At 34.1% G+C, this 25,503-nt stretch carries 27 protein-coding genes, 5 tRNA genes and 1 riboswitch; of the genes, 10 read left to right on the top strand and 22 right to left on the bottom strand.

Going from position 1 to position 25,503, the window contains the following annotated elements; translation table 11 throughout:
• Positions 1 to 72: 72 nt before the first annotated feature.
• Positions 73 to 1,356, bottom strand: a complete 1,284-nt coding sequence (locus H5S10_RS08650; protein WP_182589310.1) for a hypothetical protein — start codon at positions 1,354 to 1,356, stop codon at positions 73 to 75.
• 149 nt (positions 1,357 to 1,505) lie between these two features.
• On the opposite strand from H5S10_RS08650, the gene H5S10_RS08645 reads away from it, so the two are divergent.
• Positions 1,506 to 2,072 carry a recombinase family protein gene (locus H5S10_RS08645; RefSeq protein ID WP_153700597.1) on the top strand — a complete coding sequence of 189 codons (567 nt, stop codon included), beginning with the start codon at positions 1,506 to 1,508 and terminating at the stop codon, positions 2,070 to 2,072.
• 75 nt (positions 2,073 to 2,147) lie between these two features.
• Here H5S10_RS08645 and H5S10_RS08640 read toward each other — a convergent pair whose 3' ends face one another.
• Positions 2,148 to 2,549 (bottom strand): hypothetical protein, encoded by a 402-nt coding sequence (locus tag H5S10_RS08640; RefSeq protein WP_182589309.1) that lies wholly within the window; start codon positions 2,547 to 2,549, stop codon positions 2,148 to 2,150.
• A 328-nt stretch (positions 2,550 to 2,877) separates the two neighbouring features.
• On the opposite strand from H5S10_RS08640, the gene H5S10_RS08635 reads away from it, so the two are divergent.
• Positions 2,878 to 3,741: a rolling circle replication-associated protein gene (locus H5S10_RS08635; RefSeq protein ID WP_182589308.1), complete on the top strand. Its 864-nt coding sequence runs from the start codon at positions 2,878 to 2,880 to the stop codon at positions 3,739 to 3,741.
• Positions 3,742 to 3,792: 51 nt separating this feature from the next.
• On the opposite strand, the gene H5S10_RS10445 is transcribed toward H5S10_RS08635, so the two are convergent.
• On the bottom strand, positions 3,793 to 3,915 hold the full coding sequence (locus tag H5S10_RS10445; protein WP_255505048.1) for a hypothetical protein: 123 nt from the start codon (positions 3,913 to 3,915) through the stop codon (positions 3,793 to 3,795).
• 360 nt (positions 3,916 to 4,275) lie between these two features.
• Here H5S10_RS10445 and H5S10_RS08630 point away from each other — a divergent pair, with 360 nt between their 5' ends.
• A complete protein-coding gene (locus H5S10_RS08630) occupies positions 4,276 to 4,908 on the top strand; it encodes a recombinase family protein (protein ID WP_182589307.1) in 633 nt (210 codons plus the stop codon).
• A 1-nt stretch (position 4,909) separates the two neighbouring features.
• Positions 4,910 to 5,404 (top strand): 3'-5' exonuclease family protein, encoded by a 495-nt coding sequence (locus H5S10_RS08625; protein WP_182589306.1) that lies wholly within the window; start codon positions 4,910 to 4,912, stop codon positions 5,402 to 5,404.
• 47 nt (positions 5,405 to 5,451) lie between these two features.
• Here the strand turns inward: H5S10_RS08625 and H5S10_RS08620 are convergent, their stop codons facing one another.
• From H5S10_RS08620 to H5S10_RS08610, 3 genes are all read right to left on the bottom strand, one after another.
• Positions 5,452 to 5,763: a hypothetical protein gene (locus tag H5S10_RS08620; protein WP_182589305.1), complete on the bottom strand. Its 312-nt coding sequence runs from the start codon at positions 5,761 to 5,763 to the stop codon at positions 5,452 to 5,454.
• Positions 5,764 to 5,885: 122 nt separating this feature from the next.
• Positions 5,886 to 6,044: a hypothetical protein gene (locus H5S10_RS08615; RefSeq protein WP_153705211.1), complete on the bottom strand. Its 159-nt coding sequence runs from the start codon at positions 6,042 to 6,044 to the stop codon at positions 5,886 to 5,888.
• 141 nt (positions 6,045 to 6,185) lie between these two features.
• Positions 6,186 to 9,107 carry an SEC10/PgrA surface exclusion domain-containing protein gene (locus H5S10_RS08610; RefSeq protein WP_182589304.1) on the bottom strand — a complete coding sequence of 974 codons (2,922 nt, stop codon included), beginning with the start codon at positions 9,105 to 9,107 and terminating at the stop codon, positions 6,186 to 6,188.
• 301 nt (positions 9,108 to 9,408) lie between these two features.
• Here H5S10_RS08610 and H5S10_RS08605 point away from each other — a divergent pair, with 301 nt between their 5' ends.
• Positions 9,409 to 9,735 carry a helix-turn-helix domain-containing protein gene (locus H5S10_RS08605; RefSeq protein WP_182589303.1) on the top strand — a complete coding sequence of 109 codons (327 nt, stop codon included), beginning with the start codon at positions 9,409 to 9,411 and terminating at the stop codon, positions 9,733 to 9,735.
• Between the two features lie 141 nt (positions 9,736 to 9,876).
• Entirely contained in the window at positions 9,877 to 10,767 is an 891-nt protein-coding gene (locus tag H5S10_RS08600) for an Lreu_0056 family protein (RefSeq protein WP_182589302.1), read from the top strand.
• Positions 10,768 to 10,810: 43 nt separating this feature from the next.
• Here the strand turns inward: H5S10_RS08600 and H5S10_RS08595 are convergent, their stop codons facing one another.
• Positions 10,811 to 11,155, bottom strand: a complete 345-nt coding sequence (locus H5S10_RS08595) for a winged helix-turn-helix transcriptional regulator (protein ID WP_065867772.1) — start codon at positions 11,153 to 11,155, stop codon at positions 10,811 to 10,813.
• Positions 11,156 to 11,328: 173 nt separating this feature from the next.
• Between H5S10_RS08595 and H5S10_RS08590 the strand changes: the two genes are divergently transcribed.
• The 3 genes from H5S10_RS08590 (at position 11,329) to H5S10_RS10325 (ending at position 15,313) form a co-directional block, all read left to right on the top strand.
• A complete protein-coding gene (locus H5S10_RS08590) occupies positions 11,329 to 12,351 on the top strand; it encodes a zinc-binding alcohol dehydrogenase family protein (protein ID WP_182589301.1) in 1,023 nt (340 codons plus the stop codon).
• Positions 12,352 to 12,355: 4 nt separating this feature from the next.
• On the top strand, positions 12,356 to 14,284 hold the full coding sequence (locus tag H5S10_RS08585; RefSeq protein ID WP_182589300.1) for a hypothetical protein: 1,929 nt from the start codon (positions 12,356 to 12,358) through the stop codon (positions 14,282 to 14,284).
• 183 nt (positions 14,285 to 14,467) lie between these two features.
• Positions 14,468 to 15,313 carry a hypothetical protein gene (locus H5S10_RS10325; protein WP_231796029.1) on the top strand — a complete coding sequence of 282 codons (846 nt, stop codon included), beginning with the start codon at positions 14,468 to 14,470 and terminating at the stop codon, positions 15,311 to 15,313.
• An 801-nt stretch (positions 15,314 to 16,114) separates the two neighbouring features.
• Here the strand turns inward: H5S10_RS10325 and H5S10_RS08575 are convergent.
• The 13 genes from H5S10_RS08575 to H5S10_RS08515 form a co-directional block, all read right to left on the bottom strand.
• Positions 16,115 to 16,188, bottom strand: a tRNA-Pro gene (locus H5S10_RS08575).
• Between the two features lie 47 nt (positions 16,189 to 16,235).
• A tRNA-Arg gene (locus tag H5S10_RS08570) sits at positions 16,236 to 16,309 on the bottom strand.
• Between the two features lie 5 nt (positions 16,310 to 16,314).
• Positions 16,315 to 16,386 (bottom strand) — tRNA-Gly (locus tag H5S10_RS08565).
• 90 nt (positions 16,387 to 16,476) lie between these two features.
• Positions 16,477 to 16,559: transfer RNA gene (locus H5S10_RS08560), tRNA-Leu, on the bottom strand.
• Between the two features lie 7 nt (positions 16,560 to 16,566).
• Positions 16,567 to 16,639 (bottom strand) — tRNA-Val (locus H5S10_RS08555).
• 65 nt (positions 16,640 to 16,704) lie between these two features.
• Positions 16,705 to 17,346 (bottom strand): deoxynucleoside kinase, encoded by a 642-nt coding sequence (locus H5S10_RS08550; protein ID WP_003668798.1) that lies wholly within the window; start codon positions 17,344 to 17,346, stop codon positions 16,705 to 16,707.
• 98 nt (positions 17,347 to 17,444) lie between these two features.
• Positions 17,445 to 18,920 carry an amino acid permease gene (locus H5S10_RS08545; protein ID WP_035153860.1) on the bottom strand — a complete coding sequence of 492 codons (1,476 nt, stop codon included), beginning with the start codon at positions 18,918 to 18,920 and terminating at the stop codon, positions 17,445 to 17,447.
• Between the two features lie 127 nt (positions 18,921 to 19,047).
• A riboswitch (Lysine riboswitch) is annotated at positions 19,048 to 19,222 on the bottom strand.
• A 37-nt stretch (positions 19,223 to 19,259) separates the two neighbouring features.
• Positions 19,260 to 19,715 (bottom strand): GNAT family N-acetyltransferase, encoded by a 456-nt coding sequence (locus H5S10_RS08540; RefSeq protein WP_182589299.1) that lies wholly within the window; start codon positions 19,713 to 19,715, stop codon positions 19,260 to 19,262.
• A 70-nt stretch (positions 19,716 to 19,785) separates the two neighbouring features.
• Complete coding sequence (locus H5S10_RS08535; protein WP_182586472.1) at positions 19,786 to 20,460, bottom strand: phosphatase PAP2 family protein; 675 nt, start codon at positions 20,458 to 20,460, stop codon at positions 19,786 to 19,788.
• A gap of 55 nt (positions 20,461 to 20,515) precedes the next feature.
• The gene (locus tag H5S10_RS08530) at positions 20,516 to 20,989 is read right to left on the bottom strand and encodes a threonine/serine exporter family protein (protein ID WP_182586473.1); all 474 of its coding nucleotides are present in this window, start codon (positions 20,987 to 20,989) and stop codon (positions 20,516 to 20,518) included.
• 11 nt (positions 20,990 to 21,000) lie between these two features.
• Positions 21,001 to 21,756, bottom strand: coding sequence for a threonine/serine exporter family protein (locus H5S10_RS08525; RefSeq protein WP_182586474.1), 756 nt, complete (start codon positions 21,754 to 21,756; stop codon positions 21,001 to 21,003).
• Between the two features lie 107 nt (positions 21,757 to 21,863).
• The gene (locus tag H5S10_RS08520; RefSeq protein ID WP_019252698.1) at positions 21,864 to 22,064 is read right to left on the bottom strand and encodes a cold-shock protein; all 201 of its coding nucleotides are present in this window, start codon (positions 22,062 to 22,064) and stop codon (positions 21,864 to 21,866) included.
• A gap of 146 nt (positions 22,065 to 22,210) precedes the next feature.
• Positions 22,211 to 22,885: a metal-dependent transcriptional regulator gene (locus tag H5S10_RS08515; protein WP_182589298.1), complete on the bottom strand. Its 675-nt coding sequence runs from the start codon at positions 22,883 to 22,885 to the stop codon at positions 22,211 to 22,213.
• 182 nt (positions 22,886 to 23,067) lie between these two features.
• On the opposite strand from H5S10_RS08515, the gene H5S10_RS08510 reads away from it, so the two are divergent.
• Positions 23,068 to 23,988, top strand: a complete 921-nt coding sequence (locus H5S10_RS08510; protein ID WP_182589297.1) for a cation diffusion facilitator family transporter — start codon at positions 23,068 to 23,070, stop codon at positions 23,986 to 23,988.
• A 60-nt stretch (positions 23,989 to 24,048) separates the two neighbouring features.
• Here the strand turns inward: H5S10_RS08510 and H5S10_RS08505 are convergent, their stop codons facing one another.
• Together H5S10_RS08505 and H5S10_RS08500 are read right to left on the bottom strand one after the other, a co-directional pair.
• Positions 24,049 to 24,741 carry a VIT1/CCC1 transporter family protein gene (locus H5S10_RS08505; protein WP_182589296.1) on the bottom strand — a complete coding sequence of 231 codons (693 nt, stop codon included), beginning with the start codon at positions 24,739 to 24,741 and terminating at the stop codon, positions 24,049 to 24,051.
• Between the two features lie 14 nt (positions 24,742 to 24,755).
• Positions 24,756 to 25,439, bottom strand: coding sequence for a VIT1/CCC1 transporter family protein (locus H5S10_RS08500; protein WP_182586478.1), 684 nt, complete (start codon positions 25,437 to 25,439; stop codon positions 24,756 to 24,758).
• Positions 25,440 to 25,503 lie beyond the last annotated feature (64 nt).

Genomic DNA, 25,503 nt, shown 5'->3' with positions numbered 1-25,503 from the left:
TTGAATATGATATATTCTCTTTTACGGTTATATTATAGCATGGTTTAGCGACTTTGACGACCGCCTAGCTTTTTAGCTGGGCTTTTTTTGATTATCCATTAAAATTCCATTATCCACCATTATCCAAAAGCTTTCGCCCCACCATAGTGGATACGTAAATTTAATAGCTTGTTTTAGGACTGGATTCTTTTTTGGATATTTTGCTAAAAGATAATTATCTAAATTATCACAATCTTTTAAAGGAACAAAATTATGTAGGTCCTCAACGAATTCTTTTTTTCTATTCCCATCTACAAATCTAAAATAAAATTCTAAAATATACAAATATGAAAAGAATGACCTTCTCGCAGGATTACTCAAAATGTATTTACTAGTATATAATCCTGTATTTTGCAATCCTCCATCAAAATAAGTTGGTGCGAAGCCCTCTTTAGTTATTTGCCTTGCTACATATCTTATTGGTTGAAATAATTTCCATTGAGTTACATCCGTTCCCGAATTAAACTTAGGGTCGACCGAGGAAAGATCATACAGCTCATTAGGAGCATACTTATCATCTAAAATTAATGGAATTAATGGACGACCATGTGCAGCAGCATTTCTTATTATAGATAAATCACCAAACATTTCTAAAGTTCGCTTTAAGAATTTAACATTCTCGTCCTCTTTTTCATCAATATCATCAAAGATAGATGAGCATAATGCCTTTACAATCGAATGTAATTTATCTAAAGTTGTACTTCCCAAATACAAAGCAAGGGGTGCATCAAGAACTTCGAAATTCATATCATCATTTTTGTTCTTTCTTTTTATCGTTAAAAGATTAAATTCATTTCTAAATTTATATGTTTTCCCTAGTTCTCTCATGATTTTATTGTAATCAGTTTTGGTTTCCTTTTTTAGAATATCGTAAACAGAACCCCTCTTTATTTTATATTTTTCAACCAAAACTACTAGCATCTGTCTTATCTTTTTTTCTAAAAATAGTACCCATTTCAATGTAAATTCCTTAAAGTGCTCATCTTCTGCTATTAATTCTTCTAATAGAATTTTGTTATTATCAACTTGAAAGAAATCCTTATATACCCCATACGGATAATCTTTTTGTTTCTCATCTTGTATGTGAAATTGTATTACCTCACTATCAGGTAACGGTTTAATATTATATGCAATAGATACTTTTGAATTTCGCACTTCTGTTTTGGCAACATCAAAAGATACTTTTTTACTAGTCTTATACTCTCCGTTATTCACCATATCTGGAAAAATATAAAACATAAATTCTACTTGTTTTCCTTTATCCTCGGCTTTTACAATTCCATAATTCCTATATACCTTTATGATGGTTCCTTTCATATTTGCTTTGCTCACCTCTGTTATAATTCAATAATTTTATTATTATTTTCCTTACCCATCAACTTAAAAGTTTCTGAATAAGCCTTCAGATCTTACTATAACAGAGTTAAGCTGTGGTCATAAAGTTTATTCAGAAAAGGATTGGTAAAATGACTGAATATGGATATGCAAGAGTATCAACTAAGGGTCAAAGCCTTGATGATCAAATAAGTCAGTTAAAAAAAGCTGGAATCAGTAAAAATAACATTTACTTTGAAAAGTTTACTGGCACTACTACAAATAGGCCTATGTTTGATGAACTCACTAGCAAGGTAAAGAATGGAGATATTATTACTGTTACTAAATTGGATAGATTGGCCAGGAATACTAGAGAAGCACTAAATATTCTTGACCCTCTAATGAATAATGGTGTTAAATTCAACGTATTAAATATAGGCGTACTGGAAAACTCTACTATTGGTAAATTAGTTAAAACTATCCTTCTTGCTGTAGCTGAAATGGAAAGAGATATGATTGTAGATAGAACTCAAGAAGGAAAAAGATATGCTAGGCTACATAAGAAGAATTATCATGAAGGAAGACCAAATAGATTGATTACCCCTCATTACCAAGCAGCTTATGATTATCTTTTAAACCACACTTATAAAGATACTTCTAGAGCTTTTAACATTTCTATTTCCACTTTGCAAAGAATAAAGCATCAAATTGAACACTAAAATATATGTACAAAAACATGACCATATTTTGAAATTGAAGTAAATATCAAAATATGGTCATGTTTTAATTACGACTTACTCATGATCATCCGGTATCTCATAACTATGTTCATTAAATAGGTTACGATTTTTGGAATCATTCATAAAGTCTATTAACCATTCTACTAATTCCCAGTAAAATTCTTTCTCTTCATTCTCGTCCAATCCATTAATCTGATCTTGAACTCCTTGAAGACTCTCTATAATGGGATCTAAAGTTAATTGATTAAAATTTCCTTTTGATTTTTCTCCTTGTCCCATAGCTAGGATTTCGCCTAATTCACTCTGAGTTCTTAACCTAATCGCACCACGAATATATTTTGACCTGTCTCCCCCAGTACTTACACTAGCTAGTTTCTCAATTTTTTCTTTCTCGGCTTTAGTAAACAAAACTTTAATATTACTAGTTCTTTTTTCTTCTTCGCTTTTTTTATTCATTTTAAACTAGCCTTCTTTCTATAACGTCAATTTTGAAAACATGACCATGCTTTCAATTAATACTTTACATCAAATAAATTCACATTTCACCGTTATAAAATATGACCATGTTTTGAAGTTAAAATAAATATCAAAATATGGTCATATTTTCAATTAATGATTTTATATTTCTAAATCTTATTAACCGATATATTAAATAATAAGTGTATACATTTCACCGAAAAATGATATATAATTAAATTAATAAATAAATAGATAATCTTATCAATGATAATTATCTTATCTTGTATATAATGTTAAACAATACACTTTATTAAGAGGGTTAATTATGATAACTAGTAATGAAAAATCTAACTTTAATGATACTGATCAAGTTTATTATTTAGTAACAAATAATCACATTCATTATCGAAAAAATGGTTTTACAGCACATTCTTCTCATATAATAAAGAAAAAGAATGGATTATACATAAATAAAGCAACAGGTGAAGTAATACCAGACCCTAAAAAATCAGACTTAAAAATTCAAAATCAACAATCGCTTATACGTTCCTATCGTAATTTATTTTATACAATTGAAAATTACGTGGACACCTTTAAGCATAGTGTGATGATAACTTTAGACTATAAAAAACCTCAAACTAATCTAGATAGCCTTAGTCACGATTTTGATTGTTTTATCAAGCGCTTAAAACGTTATATCAAAAAAATATATCCGACGTATCATTATGAGTATATAAGAATCAATGAGCCACATGAAAAGCTTTTTGAAGAAAAGCCGAAATGGCACATTCATTTAATAATATTGGGAATCGCATTTATTCCTATTGAAGATATTCGAAATTTATGGAAACAAGGAAGTGCCTACATAAAATCATATACAAATCGTAATGGCGAGTCTGCTGCTAAATATTTTTGTGGATTTTTGAATGCTCCTGAGCATACAAAGAGTAAAAATGAGTTAGATATCAAACGTTCTTCTAAAAAAAGACGACTTAAATACTATACCAGTGGTACTGATTTATTCAGTACTTCCAGAGGAATCAAAACCCCTACGTTCAGAAGAGGGACATATGGAAAAATAAAGAAAAAATATCCTGGTGAAACCTTGAATGAAGGATCAAAAACTATTGTTATAGATGGAAAAATTGTTAATAGATTTGATTACATGAACCAGAAATTAATTAAATAAAAAACAGCGATAGATTTCTCTACCGCTGAAATAGCTTTTTTCCGCTGATAATTACTTATCTAGGTAGCGGATAGCCTTTTTAATTCCACCCTTAGCCATTTTTTTCAAAGAATGGAGCAGGTGCTTAACGAGCTTATTAGGCACGATCAAAAGAATAATGCACCAACTATGCATTGGAGTCACCTCCAACCTACACTATTTTGTGGAGTGGTTAATTCCAACAATGTGCTCATCTATTGTATCATATTAAAAGTATGTTATAATTAAAATATCAAAAGAATAATGCCGGTGTGCAAAATGGAATCAGTTGGTTACTTATTCCGTACCGGTAGCTTGGGCGCTTAAAAGGCGCTCTTTTTTTATTTCAAAAATTCTAAGTAAAAATAATATATTAAATAATGACCACTAATTATATTATTTCCTCTTAATTTTATTTTCATTCTTAAAAGACTATTCAATTTTATTTTCTAGATTGAATAGTCTTTTTTCTTAGACTAAAGAATGACAAGTATAAAAAAAGGAGTGGCAATCACCATGACTAAATATGGATATGTTTCAGGATTTTTAAAAGATAAAATCAGTAAAGAGGACAGTTTCAAGTATCAAGCTACCATTCTTCTTAGCATGGGAGTTCCTCACGAAAATTGTTTTGCTGATGTATTTAGAAAAAATAATAAAGACCGATATCAGCTTCGTAAATTTCTTAACACTATTGGACAAGAAGGGGATGTTCTAGTAGTCCCTACTCTAACATGTCTATATAGTAATGTTAGAGAACTTTGCTGTCTTATGTATATTGTTGAAGATAAAGGCTTAATAATTGAGTCTAGTGATATGGATTTAAGTGATGATAGTGATTCTAGTAATTGGATACTTGCTTCTCAATTAGCTCACCTGAACTATCTTGATTATCTTCGTAGTCAAAACATTTCTAAAGCCATCAAACAGAAGAAGTATCAAGCTACCTTAAATACTGGCGGTCGTAACAAACGTGTTATCACACCCTTATACCGACAAGCATATAAGTATCTTCAAGCCCATACTTATGGTGAAACGCAATTAAAATTTCATTTGTCAAAATCAACTCTTTATAGGATAAAAAAACAAATCAAAATGAAGCAGCTTTCTACTAATCATCAGAGTTACAATGCCAGTCGAGGTGATTAAAATGAAGAATAAAGAACTAATCTATTGGATTGATCTTACTGGTCCTACTTCTTTAGATGAGATAATCCGCCTAACAATTATCGATCCTAATAACCAAGTATTATTCAATCGTAAATTTGATACTCAACAGGTGGATTACTGGAATAGTAACATCAACGGCATCATGCCGGAGAGCCTCATTAAGGAGCCTCTGTTTGAAGAGTCGAGGAAAGAGATCCAAAAGATATTCGATAAATCAGAGACGCTTATAACCTTCTATGGCTCAACTTCCTTTTTAGAAAAACAAGGTATTAACTTAGCAAATAAAACGATTATTGATTTAGCTGATTCATTTAGAGTCTTAGGAGATAGCAACGATACGATCGAAAACCTATGTATTTATTATGGCTATCCTTTGACTGACAATGTTTTTGAACGTACAGGTATTGCTTGTGCTAAAGGAATCAATTTCTGCTACCATGAAATGGAAAATAACCGTAAAGCACAAGAAAATTAGTAGCAACAAAAAACACTTAGCAATCTCAAGTCGCTAAGTGTTTTTGTTTATTCAAATGGATCGTTGTTAGTTCTATTTAATTTTTCTAACAATTCAAGACGAGCTTTAAGAATTTCATTTTCTTTTCTTAAATTCTTAATCTTAAACTGGTCTGCTTGATGAGTTGCTTCCAACTTCTCAATCTCGGCATCAGTTTTTTCAAAAGTATAAGGAGTAAATACGGTAGCAACAATTTTGTTACCTCGCTTAAGAGTGATTGTCTTTTTTGCTTTGTCGTTCATAGCTAACAGATATTCCCAATTCTTTAAGAATTGGATTAATGAAACCATATAGGTTTCGTGGAAATGTTTTCGTAACATTTATCTTACCTATCCTTTTTTAAATTTTTTGTTAAAGTTATTCACCTCAACAAACTTATTCTAATTAAAAAAGATTTATTCAAAAAAATTTTTTAGCGTGAACACATAAAGCAGTAATATTTTTAACCTTTTTTAGGTTTATGAGCACAATCATCAATTTTAATCTGTTGACTACTAACCATATCAAATATTGATATATTTTTATTTTCTAACTCTGTAACTGGAACATCTATCTTATCAGTATTTTTAATAGTTAATTTTTCTTCACTAATTTTATTCATTACTAGTTATCCACCTTACTGAAAACTTGTATTAAATAAAAGCAATGAGATATAGCGAAAGAACACATAATTCAACATCTCATTGCTCTATTTTAAGAAAGAATAAGTAAGTATATTAAGCCTAATACTTTATTAGTCTAATTAAAATTCCTTTTTGCCTTTAGTAACTAATCCAAAGCCAAACATACCAGCTAATACTCCTAATGCAATCACTGCTTTACTGTCACTATTACCCGTTTGTGGCAATTTAGCTTGTTGCGCTTTGTATTGTTCACGAGTCATAGTTGTATATTGTCCTTGTGCACCAGAAACTGCTGAATCGTTTTCCTTATCAGTAGTTGGTAATACAATTGTTGGCTTAGTAGCATTGTTATCAGATACTTCACTACCATTATCTGATGTAGCAGGTTTGTGACCAGCTTGACCACTAATTGATGCGTTACCAGTATCTGGCTGTGCAGGAGTTGTTGGGTTAGATGGTGTTGTAGGATTTGTAGTTTCACTACCCTTGTTATCACCCTTATTTGGATTAGTTGGGGTTACATTACCCTTGTTGCCATCGCTTGGCTTAGATGGTTCAACTGGAGTAGTACCTTGGCTATCATCTTTCTTACCATCATCTGGCTTAGCAGGGTTAGTTGGGTTAGTAGTTTCACTATTCTTACTGTCATCCTTGCTTGGATCAGATGGTGTTACATTGTCCTTGTTGCCATCACTTGGCTTGGATGGGTTAACAGGAGTAGTACCTTGGTTATCATCTTTTTTACCATCATCTGGCTTAACAGGATTGGTTGGGTTAGTAGTTTCACTACCCTTGTTATCATCCTTGCTTGGATCAGTTGGGGTTGTAGTACCCTTATTACCTTCATTTTTACCAGTATCAGGTTTAGCAGGCTTTTGACCATTCTTGATGTCAGCAATCTTTTGATTATCCTTATCAAGTTGTGCTTGAGCATTACTAATTGTTGTCTTAGTAGCTTCAATAGCATTTTGCAAGTCACTAATCTTGTCATTAATAGTATCTAACTTCTTTTGTGCATCTTTTACCGCTTGATTAGCACTTGCATTAGCTGTTTGTTCTGCATTATCAAGTGCAGATTTCTTAGTAGCTAAGACTTCGTTCAAACTTGATAAACCATCCTTGGCTTGTTGTAACTTAGCTTCATCTTCACTTTGAGTTTGCTTTGCACTTTCAAGATTGTTCTTAGCTGAACTTAACTTGTTCAAAGCGTCTTGAACATTACTGTTGCTATCAAGATTAGATAATTGTCCTTGCTTCCAATCATTTACAGTGTTCAAGGTGTCCTTAGCATTATTGTATTCAGTTTGTTGGTCTGAACTCAATTGGTTTAAGTCAAATTGAACATTAGCTTTTTGTGCTTGCAAGTTTTGAAGTTGGGTATTTAAATCTCGCAAATGTGATTGTTGACTAGCTAAAGTGCTTTGAAGATTACTAATTTGGTTATTCAAATCGTTAATCTTAGCACTGTTATCAACAGCCTTTGTATCACCAGTAATTGGTCCCATTGCGGCATAATTAGCAATGCGATCCATCATGTTTGGAGTATTGTTCCGTGCAGGACCATCATAATCAAAGGTTAATACGTAGTATTGGCCATCATCTGTAAGATGGAAACCAAATGCTGCATCATAGTTTAGATCACCAGTATCTTCAAGGAAGTTTTCACGGTGTCCCCAATCTGAACTAGCATCGGCGTTTAGCATATTAGAAAGAGTGGAACTAGCATTATATAGCATAGATAAAACATTATTTGCTCCATTAGTAGGAATATATGCTAAACATTCATATTGATCACGTCCAAAAGCAGAAATAATGTCATTTTCATTATGCTCAAGTCCATTAGCACTTTGTTGGCTTGCTCGCACTTGTGCTTGTTGATACTTTTGTTCACTCATAGTGAATGGCTTTAATCCACGTTCTTCCCGTGCATGATTAATTTCGTTCATAAGCATAATAGCTACTTCTTGTTTTTGCTCATCAGTTGCACCTGTATTAGAATTAATAGCAAACTGTGGTGTTTCAAAATATGGATCATATGTTGATAAACTTGAATTTGGTCCCACATTAGCATTTGGATCATCAGCCCCTTTATTATTATCTGGTGAAACATAAATGTTTTGTGGAATAATGTTTCCATTATCCTTAGTTAAATCATTAGATTGCCATAAATTGTTCCGACTAGCATTTTCCAACAAACTCTTGGAAGTATCAATTACCCCATTAGGAACTGTCTTAATATTAGGATCAGTTTGAGTATTCTTTTCTTGATCCTGCAAATCCTTTACTTGACCTTGTAAATCACTAATCTTTGAATTAGTATTATTTACATTATTTTGTGCGTCTGTTACTTGACCACTAACATTATTAATCTGATTATCTAAGTTTTGACTAGCTTGAGCCTTACCTTGGCTTTCAAGCTGGTCAATTTTATTTTGGGCTTCATTAGCTTGTTGTGCTGCAGCTTGGTTAATTGCATCCGTAGCAGTTTGGCGTGCTTGGTCAACTGCTTGACTAGCTTGACTTACAGCACTGGTAGCACTTTGGATGTTTTGGCTATCGTTGTTTACTGCAGTTTGTGCATCATTAACTACTTGTTGTTGATTATCAACTTGTTGCTGTGCTTGGTTCACATCTGCTTGAGCTTGCTTAACTGCTGGATCATTTTGAGTAGCAACTTGTTGTGCTTGCTTAGCTTGGTCAAGTTCTTGTTGAGCAGAACTTTGTTGACCTTGTGCTTCACTCAATTGGTTTTGTTGATCCTTTAATTGAGCATTAGTACTATCAATCGTTGATTGTTGTTTTTGAGCATCTGATTGTGCATTAGCAAGTTCTGGATCAGTTGCTTGTTGACTAGCTTGAATGGTACCTGCACTTTGAACTGGTGTTACTTCATCAGCGTTAGCAGTAGTTGTTCCTGCTAACATCGCTCCACCAGCAAGTCCTACTGTCATTAATGTGGCAGCCATCCATGTCTTACCTGACTTGTATAGCTTCTTGTGTTCCTTAGCAACAGTGTTGAAATTAATGTGTTCTTTCATCATACTAATTACTCCCCCGCCTTCAGAATGAAGGTGTTTTTTTATTTAATTCGTTGATAATTCTACAATTTTCCTAAAAACTACGTTGCATTGAATGTAGCTATAATGTATTCAACGTAACTTTTTCTTGAATATATCAACTTAATACAGGAGTAATTATAACACTTTTACCACTATAATTACATTATTTTTGTACTTATATTTATATATGCGTATAAGTTGATATAAACAATAAGTACAGTGCCTTATTTTATTAGTATTTCTTCAATATCCTAGAAATAAACAATGAAATGAGGGCTTCAAAATGAATAATCTAGGAGCTAACATCAGAGCCAGGCGTCACGAGCTTGGCATTACTCAAGAACAACTTTCTAATAACACTGGATTGTCAATTAATTACATTTCAAGATTAGAAGTTGGAACAGCTAATAATGTCAGTGCTAAGACGCTATCACATATAGCGGAGGTACTTAAGACAAGTATGGATAATTTGGCAAATGGTTCAACTGATGAGGCTGAAATGGGCTACTACCAGAAGAAACTTTGGCAAGCTTTAAACGAAATGAATAAAAAACAAGCTGAGCAAGTTTCTAAAAATGTTTTAGGACTAATAAGCCTAAATAAAGAATAGTAATCCTACTAAATAAAGCAGGTACTACGATTTTCGTAATTTCGTAGTACCTGCTATTATTTTTATCTTGTTATATTTAATTACACCTATTATGATTATCTAAGTACAACTATAGTGTTACAAGATAATGGAGGAGTTTTTATGAAAAAGAGTATTGTTCTTGCCAGCACAGTTTTAGTTACTATGTCTTTAGCTGCATGTGGTAATCAATCATCAAGTTCCAAAAATACATCTAGCAGTAGCGTTAAAGTTACTAAAAAGGCAACAAGTAAATCATCACCAAGTAGTGCAAAAACACAAACTGATAGATTTAATAATAAAGAGTACGGGATTATGGGATATTTAATGCTTAGTGAAACTAATGCTTCAAAATTAGCAAGTACAGAAAAAAGTACTGGTGATTCTGATGGTATGAAAATTTCCAAAAATGGTAATACTTATACCTTTGAAGTTTTCCCAATGGGACATTCAACCAATGTGATTGTTAATAATGACAACGTAACTGTTAAATACGATGAAAATACTGATGGATCTGGCATGGGAGATAAGAATGGTAGTAAAACTTATTCTAAACAAGAATTAGCAAGTAAATTTGCCAATCAAAAAGATGAAATTGATAAAGTCATTAAAAAATATAACTTAGATAGTAATGCTGATACCAACAATAGCAATCAACAAGCAGCTCCAACTGATCTTGATGAAAAAACTGAAGCAGTTCTAATCTATGCTAAAGCTAATGGCTTCGATACTTTAGATGTTTCAGATGATAATGATGCTAGTATGGAACTATCAACTGCTGATAATGGGAGAAGAACTGTTGGTTATGGTTCTGATGGTGATGTTCAATACCAAATTGATGGTAATAATGTCACCTATTGGACATTAGATCATAGTGATGATACACCAGCTTATAAGCAAAAAATGGTTGAACATACAACAACACTTTCTGAATTAAAGCAAGAATTCTATACCCCAGAAAATCATCATCAATTAACTGTTGATATTATTGCTGACAATATGGAAGAAGACTAAAATAATAAATTTCATTAAAAAGTCTACATCTAGGTGTAGGCTTTTAATTTTCTTCTAAATTTATAGTATTATATGTTCTTCCCCATTTCTCCATTTCAATGATAAGTGGGGTTAACGTTTGCCCAAAACGGGTTAATTTATATTCTGTTTTAGGAGGAATGACTGGATATATTTTCTTTTCAATAATCTTATCTTTTTCTAGTTCGCTAAGTTGTAAAGACAACATTCGCCTAGAACAATTTGGCATCCGTTTTTGTAATTCACTGAAACGACATACTTTATTTTTTATTAAATGATATATGATTACACTTTTCCATTTACCCGAAATAATTTGTAAAGTACTCTCAACTGGGCAACCATCACTACAATTATAAATATGTCTTTGCAAAGTCATGCTCCTCCCTATTTATTTTTGAATCCTAATTTCTATAATACACGATATTCCCTCTTACCACTATTAGGGAAAAATTTGTTACATAGAAATTTTAAATTCTCTTCTTGTTTAATTTTCTCTTTCACTTACTATTTATGAGTATAAAAGAAAGAAAAGAGGAATTAATTATGAAAGCAATTGGCTTTAGCGAACATTTGGATATTAAAGATCCAAAAAGTTTATTTGAATTTGAGACACCAAAGCCGACACCTAAGGGACACGATTTATTAGTAAAAGTTAATGCTGTCTCAGTTAATCCTGTTGACGTTGGCGTACGAAGAAGTGGACACGGGAAACTCTCAAAGCCAAAAATTATTGGCTGGGATGCTTGTGGAATTATTGAAAAAGTTGGTAGCCAGGTATCACTTTTTTCACCAGGTGATCGTGTTTACTATGCCGGATCATTTAAACGGTCAGGAAGCAATAGTGAGTATCAGTTAGTAGATGAACGAATTGTCGGAAATGCGCCTAAATCATTGACGGATGCCCAAGCAGCTGCAATGCCATTAACTTCCTTGACTGCTTATGAAGCATTATTCGAACAATTATCTCTATCTCAAGATAAAACAAGTAATGAAGGTAAAACAATTCTTATTATTAATGGCGCTGGAGGTGTAGGATCTGTTGCAACACAATTAGCATCTAATGCTGGACTAACAGTTATTGCCACAGCTTCTCGCCCTGAAAGTATTAACTGGGTGAAGTCTCACGGAGCTACAGATGTAGTAAATCACCGAAAGAATCTGGTAAATGAAGTTCATAAGCTTGGCTATAAATATGTTGATTACATTTTGGAATTAAAAGATATTGATAGCCATTGGAAAGAAATGTGCGAATTAATTAAGCCAGAGGGTGCCATTGCATCTATTACCGAAAATAGACGACCTATTAATTTACGATTATTAACACCTAAAAAGGCTATATTCGCTTGGGAATGGATGTACACAAAATCTTATTATCATACACCAGATATGCAATCACAGCATGAGATTCTTAATAAAATAGCAACTTTGATTGATAATAGCGAATTACAATGCACTTTAACACAATCACTTTCCCCAATAAATGCCAATAATCTTAGAGAAGCTCACAGTCTTGTTGAAAATGGGCATATGATTGGAAAAGTAGTCGTTGCAGATTGGGAGGATTAAAATTATGATCGAAAATGATAGATATTATCGTCGATATGTTAAAGATATAAATTCTGGTTACATTTACTTACAAACTGGTTTAGTAAAAAAAGCAATTTTAAATAGTTTATTTGAAATTAAATATCGCCTAACCATTCAAATTGCTAAGGATAAAAAATTTACTGATCAAACTTTCTTTAAGGATTCCGCATATATGCCTGTGGTGGATAAAGCACCGACAAAATATGCTAAAAGATTAATAGAAGACTACACTCATTTACAAACGTTGTATCAAGATGATAATACAACAAAAACAGTTAATACAATTTCCGATTTTTTATCAACCATTGTAGATTATGTAGATATTCATGAGTTAACAAATGCTTACCTAAAATTGCTTAAACAAATAAATATTGTTGTGCCTTTCTTATCATCAAATAAAAGTGGGTATGCCAATCTTATCAATAAACATGAACGTCTTCTATTATTAGTAGATTTAAAAAGTAATTCTGCCAATAATACCTCTCTAAATTACGATAGACTAGACAATGCTAAATTTATTAATCTAGCTAGTTTATTGGATACATTAATTAGACATGAAAATCGAAATCCAACATTCCAAGAATATCTAGCCAGACAAATTGCATTTGAAATGATCAACATTCGGGGTTATAACGAAGCTCCAATTGTGCCATGGGGAAACAGTGGCTTTCGGAAAATTCAAACACAAGCTTCAATTACCGATCCAGGACTAGGCCATCTAACAGGAACAATTCGTAAAATGGAATTTATAAATGGTACCAATGTTCACATTGAGTATCTTGAACGTGGCCAAGAAAACGATCGTGAAGTAGTAGAACCATATCGTTTGCCTGATTTAGCAACAATAGGAAAAGTAAAGATGAGCGTAGGTAAAGACACATCTGTATCATCTTATGTCGGAAGACCAATGTTCGAAGATACTTTTGAGAATTCATTTATCAAATCAGTTCATACTACAATTGCAGTATGTTCATCAATCTTTATGAATGGGTTATCTGAATGTAAAGTAGCTATTGAAAGAATGACTGTATCCCAAGCTATAAAGTTTATGCAAACTGTATCAGCAAACGTAATTCGTGATGAAAGCTTACAGGTACTTGCAGCTGCTTTTTGCATTAATTATCCACTCATTGATGATAGACCCACTACCTTGGCCAATAATGATGGTAAGGCTAAAAGAATTACTGATAAAACAGAAATTGCAAAATTAGGAATCGAGATTGCAAAAGCTGGTAACTTCGATAAAGTTACATTTGATGGTACAGCTAACTGGTATCCTAGTGATCCAATTATGGAACAACTAGGATATAAAAATTCTTTAGTTTTAGTTCATAAGGCTCATGAACAAGGTTTATTAACATATTTCTCTGCTGGCTTTCGTTTCAAGCATTTAACTGATATTGTCCAAACAGGAACAGACGGAATTGGACTAGGCGGTGCTCAAATATTACGATTCATGGACTCTAAAAATGGCTATCAAGATCCTTTCAAACAAGAAAATATTAAAAAAATTCTTGATATTAATAAGAAAGCTGCACATAGTATTATTGGACAAGGTGCTATCTTGCTTTCTAGGCTTGACCGAATGCATTATGAAGGATCAATACCTCTTTGGGCAGATAAACAACGGGAAAAGTTATTTAATGCTCTTTTAAATAGTGATGAAGCAAATATTAGTTTATTGTTAGACACCCTTCAAGAAATTATGCAAATGCCTGTTGATCTGGTTCATCCATTAGTTGCATGGGCCCAACGACTTATCTCAAATAAAAATGATGCTTTAGCATTTAGCGATATGGCGGAGTCACAAAAGCAATATTATATTGACTTGTTAGAAAAACATATCAAGCATCATGATTATAATGAATTAAATACGGTTCTCAAAGAATTAATTTCTCTAAAACACTATTGATATAATTTTTTCATAACCTAATAATATACTTATAAAGCCCAAAAGGTCTCATGTAGCTGTTGATAAGGAGGCCTTTTGAGCTTTATAAAATTTAATAATATCGACTAGAGTTACTAATTTGTATTTTTTATTAATACGTAAATACTTACCAAAATAAGAAAGAGATTGGAGTGCATATCCTTAATGGGAAAAGCAAAGCTGAAAAATATATTATTCTTTTATAATCATCCTATAATATCAATACTATCTTTTATTGGAATCACTGGTATTGATTTTATATCGTTCATATTCAATACAAAATGGCTTTATTCTATCTTTAATGTTGTTTATCCAATATTATCTTTCTATATTCTGTGTTCAGTAGAAATTAAATTAATCAATTATTTAGGAGATTTATTGGATAAACATTATTCTAAAATTTGGAACAATTATAAAGTAAATAGTTGGAAAAATCTTACTAACATTGAAAGATTTTATAAAATTAACTGGAAAGATGACTATCTACATGACTTATTAGTCTTTTTTGATATAAAACAGATTTTACCATCTGAAAATCAAATGCAGCTTTACATAGACAACAACGGTAATGTTAATAGTATTTTGTTATATGAACTATTAGTGTATGAATTACAAAAGTTATCACTAACCGAAATAACTACTTTGAAGCATTATATTGAACTAAAATCTTCCAAAAAAGTCTATCAAAGAAATATAACACTTAATAATGTTAGTAAAGTAATTCTAATAGTTAGTACAATTGCTCTTATCCTTACCATATCTGGAACTAATGAAGATATTACAGTCGGTAATGTCACTGTTAAAAATTTTAACACTAAAGTTATCACGCATCTTATTGCTCAAGTTCCTGTTATTCCCATAATATTTAGCCTGCTTATTTTAATATTAGTTACAACTATTTTTATTTCGGTCGCATTTTATAATGCAAAACATTTAAGGTACGCGGATGTCATTCACCAAGCTCTGGAGGATGCATCCTCTATCAAAGCTAATATTCACCATAAAAAATAATGTATCAACATATTCTTTATATTGATACATTTCTTTTTAGTTTAAGTACAATCAGTTCACTATGATTAATGAAATATGGATTATTAATTAAAGATAATTATATTATTTCCTAAGCATACCCTATCTATCATTTTTACAAAAAAATAAATATACCGCATATGTTTCTAATAGCCTTCTGACAATCAACGATACAAAAAAAGGTACTACGTAAGTTCAAATTACAGAGTACCTTTTACCGTATTATTCGCTGATGTTTTCTGTAGAGAGTTTGTGCCTAACTTTCTTTTTCTACTAAGCTTTGCCTCACTACTAACAAACAACGTTATAATAAGTTATTTTACTTAATCTAATGCTCAACCATAGGATTAGAATCTTTAACCTCATCATTATATTTGAAAACTTAATAGCAGAAACAGATATTACGTATATTAAATTTATGTGGTACCTGTTTTTTCTTTATATATTGCTTTTATAGGCTCTTTTAAGCCGATTTGATTAATTTATCATTAAGCCCTCAAAGTGTGCTCATTTGAGGCTTATTTTGGCTCTTATCGGATTTAATAAAAGAGCATCAAGTTCATTTAATCTTGATACTCTTTTTTCACCATTAATATGATACTTAAGGATTTATACTTAAAACGACCTACCTTCTTCTTAAATTACTAATCTATCAATATTTTAGCGACCAACAAAACGACCAAAACATTAGGAAAAGCAATAAGAAATAAAAGTAAACAAAAAACAACAAAGCCTATTATAACAACCATTATTAACGGTTATTACAATAGGCTTACTCAATAGTCGGAATTACAAGATTTGAACTTGCGACCTCTGCGTCCCGAACGCAGCGCTCTACCAAGCTGAGCTAAATTCCGAAAAAATAAGCGCAACAGTCAAAAACTGTCACGCTTATCATAATTAGTGCACCCAGAAGGAGTCGAACCTTCAACCTTCTGATTCGTAGTCAGACACTCTATCCAATTGCGCTATGGGTGCATATAAGCGGAAGACGGGATTCGAACCCGCGACCCCCACCATGGCAAGGTGATGTTCTACCACTGAACTACTTCCGCATGTCTTTGATAAGTTATTCCCTATCAACGATTATTAATATTACACGAAAACCTCATCAATGTCAACAAGAATTTTCAAAAAATATTAAATGCGGATGAAGGGACTTGAACCCTTACATCAAAATGATACAAGATCCTAAATCTTGCGCGTCTGCCAATTCCGCCACATCCGCAAATTAATGGAGGATACAGGGCTCGAACCTGTGACCCCCTGCTTGTAAGGCAGATGCTCTCCCAACTGAGCTAATCCTCCATAAATAGGCTTGCTATATAAATCAGCCTATTTAATATATCATCTATATGATCTTTTGTCAAATCCTATTTAAGATTTAATTCAATTAATTTTTCGTCAATCATGGCCAAGACCTTCTTAGCAGCCGCCGGATCTTCAACAAAGTCATATTTATCGCCATCAATAACCATCTTAGGACTTTCGTTGTAATCCTCATACCACTGAACATAACGTTCGTTTAAGTTCTTATAATATGAATATAAGGAAGGGTCGTTAGCAATTTGTTCAAACGAACGTCCCCGCTTCTTAATCCGTTCAAGCATCGTCTCAAACGAAACCCTAATTGTAATTAAAAGGTTGGGGGCTTTTTGATGTGGTTGCTCTGGTAATTCTTCCATCATATTACCTAATAATGAAGAATAAATATTTGACTCCGTTTCCGTAGCCCGACCCATATCTGCATTTAATTTAAATAATAAAGCATCTTCAAAGATTGAACGATCCAAAACATTTAAGTCATTTGAGTATGAATCTTTAATCTCATCAAGCCGTTTGTTTAAAAAGTAAATCTGTAATAAGAAACCATATTTTTTCGGATCTTTATAAAAAAGTGGCAAAATTTTATTATCGTCAACAGATTCATAAAAGGCCTGACTATTAAGATGGTCTGCCAATAACTTTGTCAAACTGGTTTTTCCTGCACCGATTGTCCCGGCTAAAGCAATCATTAGTTATTTCCCCCTGTTTCAAATTCAAAAAGTAACGAAAACAATTCTAACATTTAAAATAAAAAGGAGCGAGTATTTTCTCGTTCCTTTTTCACTTATTAATTATCTTCTGGTTCGTATGATTCACCCTTTGTTCGCCGTGATAAATCAACCTTATCAAGTGGAATCAAGTGTGTCTTATAACGAATCTTATAGTAGAAGAAAAGAATTAAGAATAATGGAATTCCCATGTAAGTAATTAAGATGTTTTGCCAATCCATTTTTACAAAAGCATCGATGTTTTGACCACAAATAACGACAATACATAAAGCAAGGGCGAATACTGGACCAAATGGGAATCCTGTTGCGTGATACTTTAATTCAGAAAGCTTATGTCCTTGCTTAAGGAATGCCTTCCTAAAACGATAGTGTGAAATTGCAATTCCTAACCATGCAATAAATCCGCACAATCCAGATGCACCAATTAAGTAGTTATAAGCTTTTGGACCAATGAATTGAGTTGCATAAGCCGCTAACGAGACAACCATTGTTCCCAATAAAGCATAAATTGGAATACCACGCCGGTTTACATAACCAAAAATCCGCCATGCATATCCTTCACGCGCTTGTGAATAAAGCATCCGAGTTGAGGCATATAAACCAGAGTTAGCAGCAGAAATGACGGCAGTTAAGATAACGGCATTCATTGCGCTAGCTGCAAAGGCCAATCCCGCCCGCTTAAACACAATCGTAAATGGACTCATTGTAATATTTGAAACATCTTGATTCAATAAGTTCTTATCTGTGTAAGGAAGGATACAAGCAATAACAAAAATAGCAAAAATGTAAAAAAGTAAAATTCGCCAGAAAGTTGAATGAATTGCCTTAGAGACAGACTTTTCTGGTGTAGCAGCTTCACCAGCCGTGATTCCAACTAATTCTGTTCCTTGGAATGAGAAACCAGCAACCAAGAAAACGCTAATAATCGCTGGCACACCACCAACAAACGGTGCCTGCTTGTAGTGAAAGTTACTTAAGCCAACTGGCTTGCCACCCATAATTCCAAAAATAATTGCAACACCAACAATTAAAAAGACAATAACCGTGACAACTTTGATTAAAGCAAGCCAAAATTCAGTTTCACCATAAGATCGTACTGATAAATAGTTGATTAAGAAAATTAGTGCCATCACCGTTACACTAAAAATCCAGCCTGGAACATTGGGAAGCCAATAATTCATTACAATTCCCGCAGTTGTAACATCAACAGGAATTGTAATTGCCCAGTTAAACCAATAATTCCAACCAAGAGCAAAGCCAAGTGCTGGATCAACAAATTTCGTTGAATAAGCTGAAAATGACCCGGTTAATGGCATATATGTTGCCATTTCACCTAGACTCGTCATTAGGAAATAAACCATAATTCCCATGATTCCATACGCAACTAATGCTCCACCAGGTCCCGCAGTTGAAATAGCGGATCCACTGGCAATAAAAAGTCCAGTACCGATTGTTCCACCAAGAGCAATCATGGATAAGTGACGTGTCTGTAATGTCCGTTCCATATGACCCGTCGACTTAGATTCATCTGCCATAAATATATTTCCTCCAAATTTGTGTATCTTAACGTCAACATTTTCGAAGAGGATAAATTAAAAGGGTCTTCTGATCGGTAACCCTACCAGAAGACCCAACTTAATACCTATAATTAATCGTTGAATCAATTTAGGAAGCGCCCCGCAATTATTGCGACAGTCTATAGCCTATTATGACTATAGCCCAACACCTACTTAAAATAAGCTAAGTAGTGTTTCGGCATATTTCCCTTTCACTAATACTCCGGTGCTTATTCACCTAATAGTAGCTACTAATAAAATATGCAACCTCTTCATTGAATGAAATTATACCCCACTCAAACAAAAATGCAAGTCCGACTATTTAATAATCCGTTGCCATAAGTCGTCTTTATCATAAATGAAGCCACATTTAATGAGTACTCGCTGGGAACGATAATTACTTTGTTTACACTCCGCATGAATCGTAATTTTAGGTGGCAAAATAGAAACAATTTGTTGAATTGCAGATGTCATTATGCCTTTATTCCATTGATCTTGTCGCAGAAGATAACCTAATTCATAATGATGAGCAATTCTTATTCCTTCATCCCCATACCAAGGGCTTAATACAACCATTCCCACTACATCTCCATTTAGTTTCACTGCCATAACATGATTCTGGTGAACAAATGTCTTAATAGCTTGCACACGATTTTCTCTTTGAAGAGGTAAAAATAATCCCACTGCTCGTGTTAACTTTTCATCGTCTAATAATTTAACTATTGCTCCTAAATTGTTATTATCTTTTGCTGGTTCAACTATAATTTCACTCATTTTTCTCCTATTTCCCGGGAAATAAAAAGAGGAGCAACCAAATAAGAGTGCCCTTCATCAATTCCAATTATTAAATTTCAACACTACGGAAGAACGGAATTCGTTGTAATCGTGGTGCCCAAGCGACATAGAGCCATTCAGCTACTTGTAACCATGCATAAGCTAATAACATTGCACCAATAGTATCAAATGGCCAGTGAGCATAAAGATATACCCGTGATACCGCCAGGAAGAAAACTGCAAATATTAATAAGATTTGCAAAATTGTGCGAACAGATGCTTTTTGAATAAGTGGAATTACTATTAAGAATAAAATTGCTACTACCAAGAAGAATCCTAAAGTGTGCCCACTAGGGAAACTATAGCCATCATCTGCCGCCAAGTGTTGTGCAGGACGGACCCGCTTAACGATGTGTTTAATGATTGTTCCAAGCACATCTCCACCAAAAATTGTTCCTAGTGACCACAAAGCTGGAATGCGATAACCCTTCAGCCATAAAACACCTGCAATAATAAATACCCATACTAAATCTAAGACCGGTTTAGCTAAAAATGAAAGTAAGCTCATCAAAGCATGGAACCAACCAATGCCTTCCAGGCGCTGACTAGTAAATAATGACTGTAAAACAGCATCAATCATTGTTAGCACTGACGAATTAAACATAATTAATAGCATTAATGCAAGAAAGAAACCACCGCTTAAGGCAAAACGCCACCAACGATGATCATCACGTTCAATAAACATAATCAAGGATTCTCCTAACTTAAATTAATTAATCAAAAATGAGTATACCACAGTGTTAAAAATTCCATCGTGATTTTTTGAGTAAATATTTATGAAGATAGTTCAAAACACGATTTAAAAGTTCTCCTAACCCAAAGCCAAGCGTAATTGCACCAACAATTACAACTACCTGATAGAAATAAACAGTAACAAGGTGGTAATTACCAATAGCAAAATTGCGAACCATTTTATAAGCCTGTCCGCCAGGCACGAATGGAACTAGCGCAGGCACATTAAAAACAATAATTGGCATTCGTTTTCGACGAGCAGCTGCTTGGCTTAATACCGAAATTAAAATTGCAGCAACTAAATTACTAAACGCAAGGCCAATCCCACTGCAATAATACATTATCCAGTAAACCACCCACACACCGCCACCTATCATCCCTGCAGTATGGTAGGCACGTTTCGGAATGTTTAAGAGGATACCAAAGCAAACCGTTGAAACATAACATAAGAAAAATTGTAATAATAGGTTACTCCAATTCATCTCCTACCCTCCTAATTAAAGTGCAAAACAATTACAATCGCACTACCAATCGAAACGGCAGTTAGAATTGCTTCAATCCCTCTTGTAGGTCCGCTAATCAAATTTCCGGAAACTAAATCTCGCGCCGCATTAGTTAAGGGTACTCCGGGAACTAGCGGCATAACTGCACCAATAATAATATCATTAATATTATTAGCGAGATGCAATTTAACAAAAATTACAGCTAAAATACCTATAATTAATGAAGAACAAAATTCTCCTAAGTATTGGATCTTAAACTTCCGTAAGAGGTATGAAAACGCAGCATAGCCTATCCCACCGGCAAGGAATCCTGCCCAAGAATCAGAAACATTACCCGTAAAAACAATCATCAATGCTCCACTTAAAATTGCAGCGGCAAATGATTCATACCAATTTTGCCAGTTTGGCATCTTTTGGCGATCAATCTTTTTTAATTTAGCAAATGCTTGTGGAACATCAATTTTGCGCCGTGCTAATTCACGAGAAACTTCATTTACCTCCGCAATTTTACTTAAATTATTTTTTCGATGACGAATAGTAATTACTTGAGCATGGGGATCATTAATTGTTCCGACTACAATTCCGGTCACAGTTGTAAATGCCTGAAAATCATGTAAGCCAGCACTTTTGGCCATTCGAGATAAGGTATCGTTAACTCGTTCCATATTTGAGCCGTTTTCAATTAAAAGTCTCCCAGCCAGTAAACAAGTTTTAAGTGCGAGTGCTTGTCGTCGCTTTGTTAACATCTTTTCGCCTTCTCTGTTCAAAGATATTTATTATTATCCTCCGTTTAGATAGGGAGCTCAATACCAAAAAACGACCGGAAAAATCCAGTCGCTTTTTAGTTTAATATTTAGTCTTTAACGACATTTGCTGCTTGAAGGCCACGTTCACCTTCCTCAACATCAAATGTAACATGTTGGCCTTCATTCAATGACTTAAAGCCATCCCCTTGAATAGCAGAAAAATGAACAAATACATCATCGCCACTTTCACGAGTAATGAAGCCATAACCCTTATCGTCATTAAACCATTTAACAGTTCCTTGTTCCATATTGGAAATCCTCCTGTGCATTAAGCACTAATATAATTTGTAATTCGTCTCAGGTGAAGAGATCCATTTGCAATGAAACAATCGAACCAACCGCACTTAAAAAAACTACAAAAACCATTGTATCACATAAGCAATAATTTACATAATTAATCTTTATTTTCTTGAGCTATGTCCGGTTCAATAAAAATATTATGCGAGGCCTTATACGAAACATTTATTTCTTGGTCGTCATTTTCTTTTCGAATCACAATCGGTCCTTCAAAAGGTTCATGGCGAATTACAGTAACTTGTTCTTGAGGACGTAACCCTAACTCTTCTAAGTAAGTTAAAAGCTCGTGGTTATCTAGGAATCGTTCTAATTCAACTTTTTCTCCATCATCAGCATCTGCCAACAAACGATGCGTTACATCTGGAAACTTGCCATTAGCTGATGGAATTACTCCACCATGCGGACAATGGTCAGGGTGCTGAAGAAAAGCATCTAAGGCCGTTGCTAGTCGATCACTTGTCTGATGTTCAAGAATTTCCGCTTCTGAATGGACGTCAGCAAAATTGTAATGAAGCTTATCTACTAAAAATGTTTCCCACAAACGATGCTTCCGAACTAATTCCGCAGCATACTTTTGTCCCTTTTCAGTTAAAGAAATACCGGCATATGGTTCATGAACAACTAGCCCTTCGTCAGCCAACTTAGAAATCATCTCGGTTACTGATCCAGCGGCAATTCCTAGTCCAAGGGAAATCTCTTTATTAGAAACTTTTTTATGACTACCACCTAATTCAAAAATAATTTTTAGATAGTCTTCCTTCATTGGAGTCAAATCGTTTCACCTCTGGGTATTAAAATTTGGCCTACGATCGGTCATTACATGTTTTTATATATTAACATTGAACCCAAATTGATTATAGCATATTATTAAAAGTGTAGTTTGGAAAGCCTAACTTTTTTGTTATAAGCTTTTTACAAACCCGCAATCGATCTTTACGGAGGAGTAGGTAAATCATGGACGAAAAAGTAACAGGGAAACGCTTTTTAGCAGTTACCCTCCTAAATGTATTAATTACAATTGTTGAAATCCTTGGAGGCATTCTTTCAGGAAGTTTAGCCTTACTATCAGATGCGTTTCATAATTTAGGGGATTCACTTTCCATTGTACTCGGCTACTTTGCCCAGCATATTGGTGGCCACCCAGAAAATCGGCAACGAACTTATGGCTACCGCCGAGCTGAAATCCTCTCAGCATTAACTAATAGTATTTTCTTAATTGTTATCTCTGTCTTCTTAATTATTGAAGCTATTAAACGGTTAGAGCATCCCCAACATATTAATGGGGGAATTATGTTAACAGTTGCTGTAATCGGTCTTCTTGCAAACTTTATTTCGGCGGCCCTCTTACATGCCGGAAGCGAAGACAGCTTGAACGTCAAAGCAACTTATCTCCATATTTTAAGTGATGCACTTTCTTCAGTTGCCGTTATCATTGGGGGAATCATTCTTACCTTTGTCAACGTTCCATGGCTTGATCCTGCCTTAACAATCGGAGTTGCCCTCTATATTGCTTATGAAGCTTGGCCAATTATTAATCAAACCATTAAAATTCTCATGCAATCTTCCCCTGATCTTGATTATGATTCCATCGAAAATGATTTAAAACAGATTGGTGGAGTGACGGCCGTTCACCACGTTCATGCATGGATGATGGATGAACACCGAATTATTTTCTCTGCCCATCTAAATTGTGATGACTTGCCGCTAAGCCAGGTTGAGCGAATCTATAGTCAAGTCGAAAAAATCTTGCATGAAAAATACGGGATCTGTCATGTTACTATTCAAGCAGAATATCACCGCGGTAAAGATGAAGAACTATTCAACACTCCCGTTGATGAAAAGAACGTTATTAATAACGACTTTAAACAAGACTAACATTAAAGGAAGCAAAAAGTTGAGCGAAAACTCAGCCTTTTGCTTCCTTTTTTACATCGATTAAAATAATTTTCCGACTCCGTAGTGAATCGTAATCGTAATCAAACCAATAATAATATTTCGAATAACTGCAACTTTTACAAGCCCATTACCAAGCTTAGAGCTAATATAACCGGTTAGGGCACTAGTAAAGGCAACCGCTAAAATCACGGCATACCACTTATATGCTTCAGGAGCAAAAGTCATCGCCATTAGCGGAATCAATCCTCCAGCAGCCGCTGAAAAAAGAGAAGAAAATGCAGCATCCCAAGGATTAAGGTAGTGACCAAGTTCAATATCATATTTAATCCGAACAACTGTCTCGAGGGGCTTTTTATTAAGGAGGTCCTTAGCAATTTTGATTGAGGTTTCAGGAGTAACTCCTTTATTTACATAATAGTCTTTTACTGCCGCAAGCTCCCCTTCATAATCCATTTTTAAGAGTTTTTCTTCTTGAGCAACAGCAGCTTTTTCTGTATCTTTTTGCGTAGATACAGAAGCATATTCGCCAGAAGCCATTGAAAATGCACAAGCAAGCAAATCAGACAAGCCAGCAATGAAGATAGTAAAACGATCACTTGTCGCTGCTGCTACGGATACCAGAACACCGACAACTGTTAGGATTCCATCATTTGAACCTAATACTCCGGCTCGTAATGTATTTAATTTTTCTTCCATTGTTTGTTTGTGATGCTTCTTCACATTAGTACTCATTTAATCTCATCTCCCTACCGTGCAAATAATTGTCCAATCAGGTACGTAACTCCCATTGTTAATACTCCAGCAGCTGCATTCCTGATCATCGATTTAATCCGGTTAGATTTTCCTAAAACTGCTGCAAAATAACCAGTAATTAACAATGCAATAAGAACGGCAATTGCAGTTGCTAAGATTCGAACATTTGCGGGAGAAACTGTAACCGCCACCATTGGTAAAATTGAACCGGTCGGAAAAGATATAAAGGAAGCAATCGCCGCAGCATACGGACTTGTAAACTCATTGGGGTTAAAGCCATAGCGCTCTTGAACAGCTGTCCCTAAAGCATCTTTTTCCATTAATTCTTTCGTCGCTTGTTTAGCAAGTTGCGGATCAATGTCTTGAGCTTCATATTTCTTTTGAACATACTCAAATTCATGCTGGTATTGATTCTGAAGGCGCTGCTTTTCACTAATCAAAGCCATTTTTTGTGAATCCTTCTGGGTTGAAACTGAAACATACTCCCCCATACACATTGAAATCATACCGGCAAGCGTTCCTGACAAACCCGCAATTAAGATGGAACGGGCATTACTTGTTGCCGCTGCCACCCCGATAACAATTCCGGCAATTGAAATAATTCCATCATTAGCTCCCATTACACTTGCACGCAAAACGTTTACCTTTTGCGCTAATGACATTTTTTTCTTGGACACATTTACCCTCTCCCCTTTTAGTTTAGAATCATTATAACATAGAGATAAACAAAAACAACTAAAT

The sequence above is a fragment of the Limosilactobacillus balticus genome, from assembly GCF_014145615.1.
GTDB lineage: Bacteria > Bacillota > Bacilli > Lactobacillales > Lactobacillaceae > Limosilactobacillus > Limosilactobacillus balticus.
The sequence above is the reverse complement of the archived record's forward strand: the minus strand, read 5'-3'. Positions and strand labels throughout refer to the sequence as shown.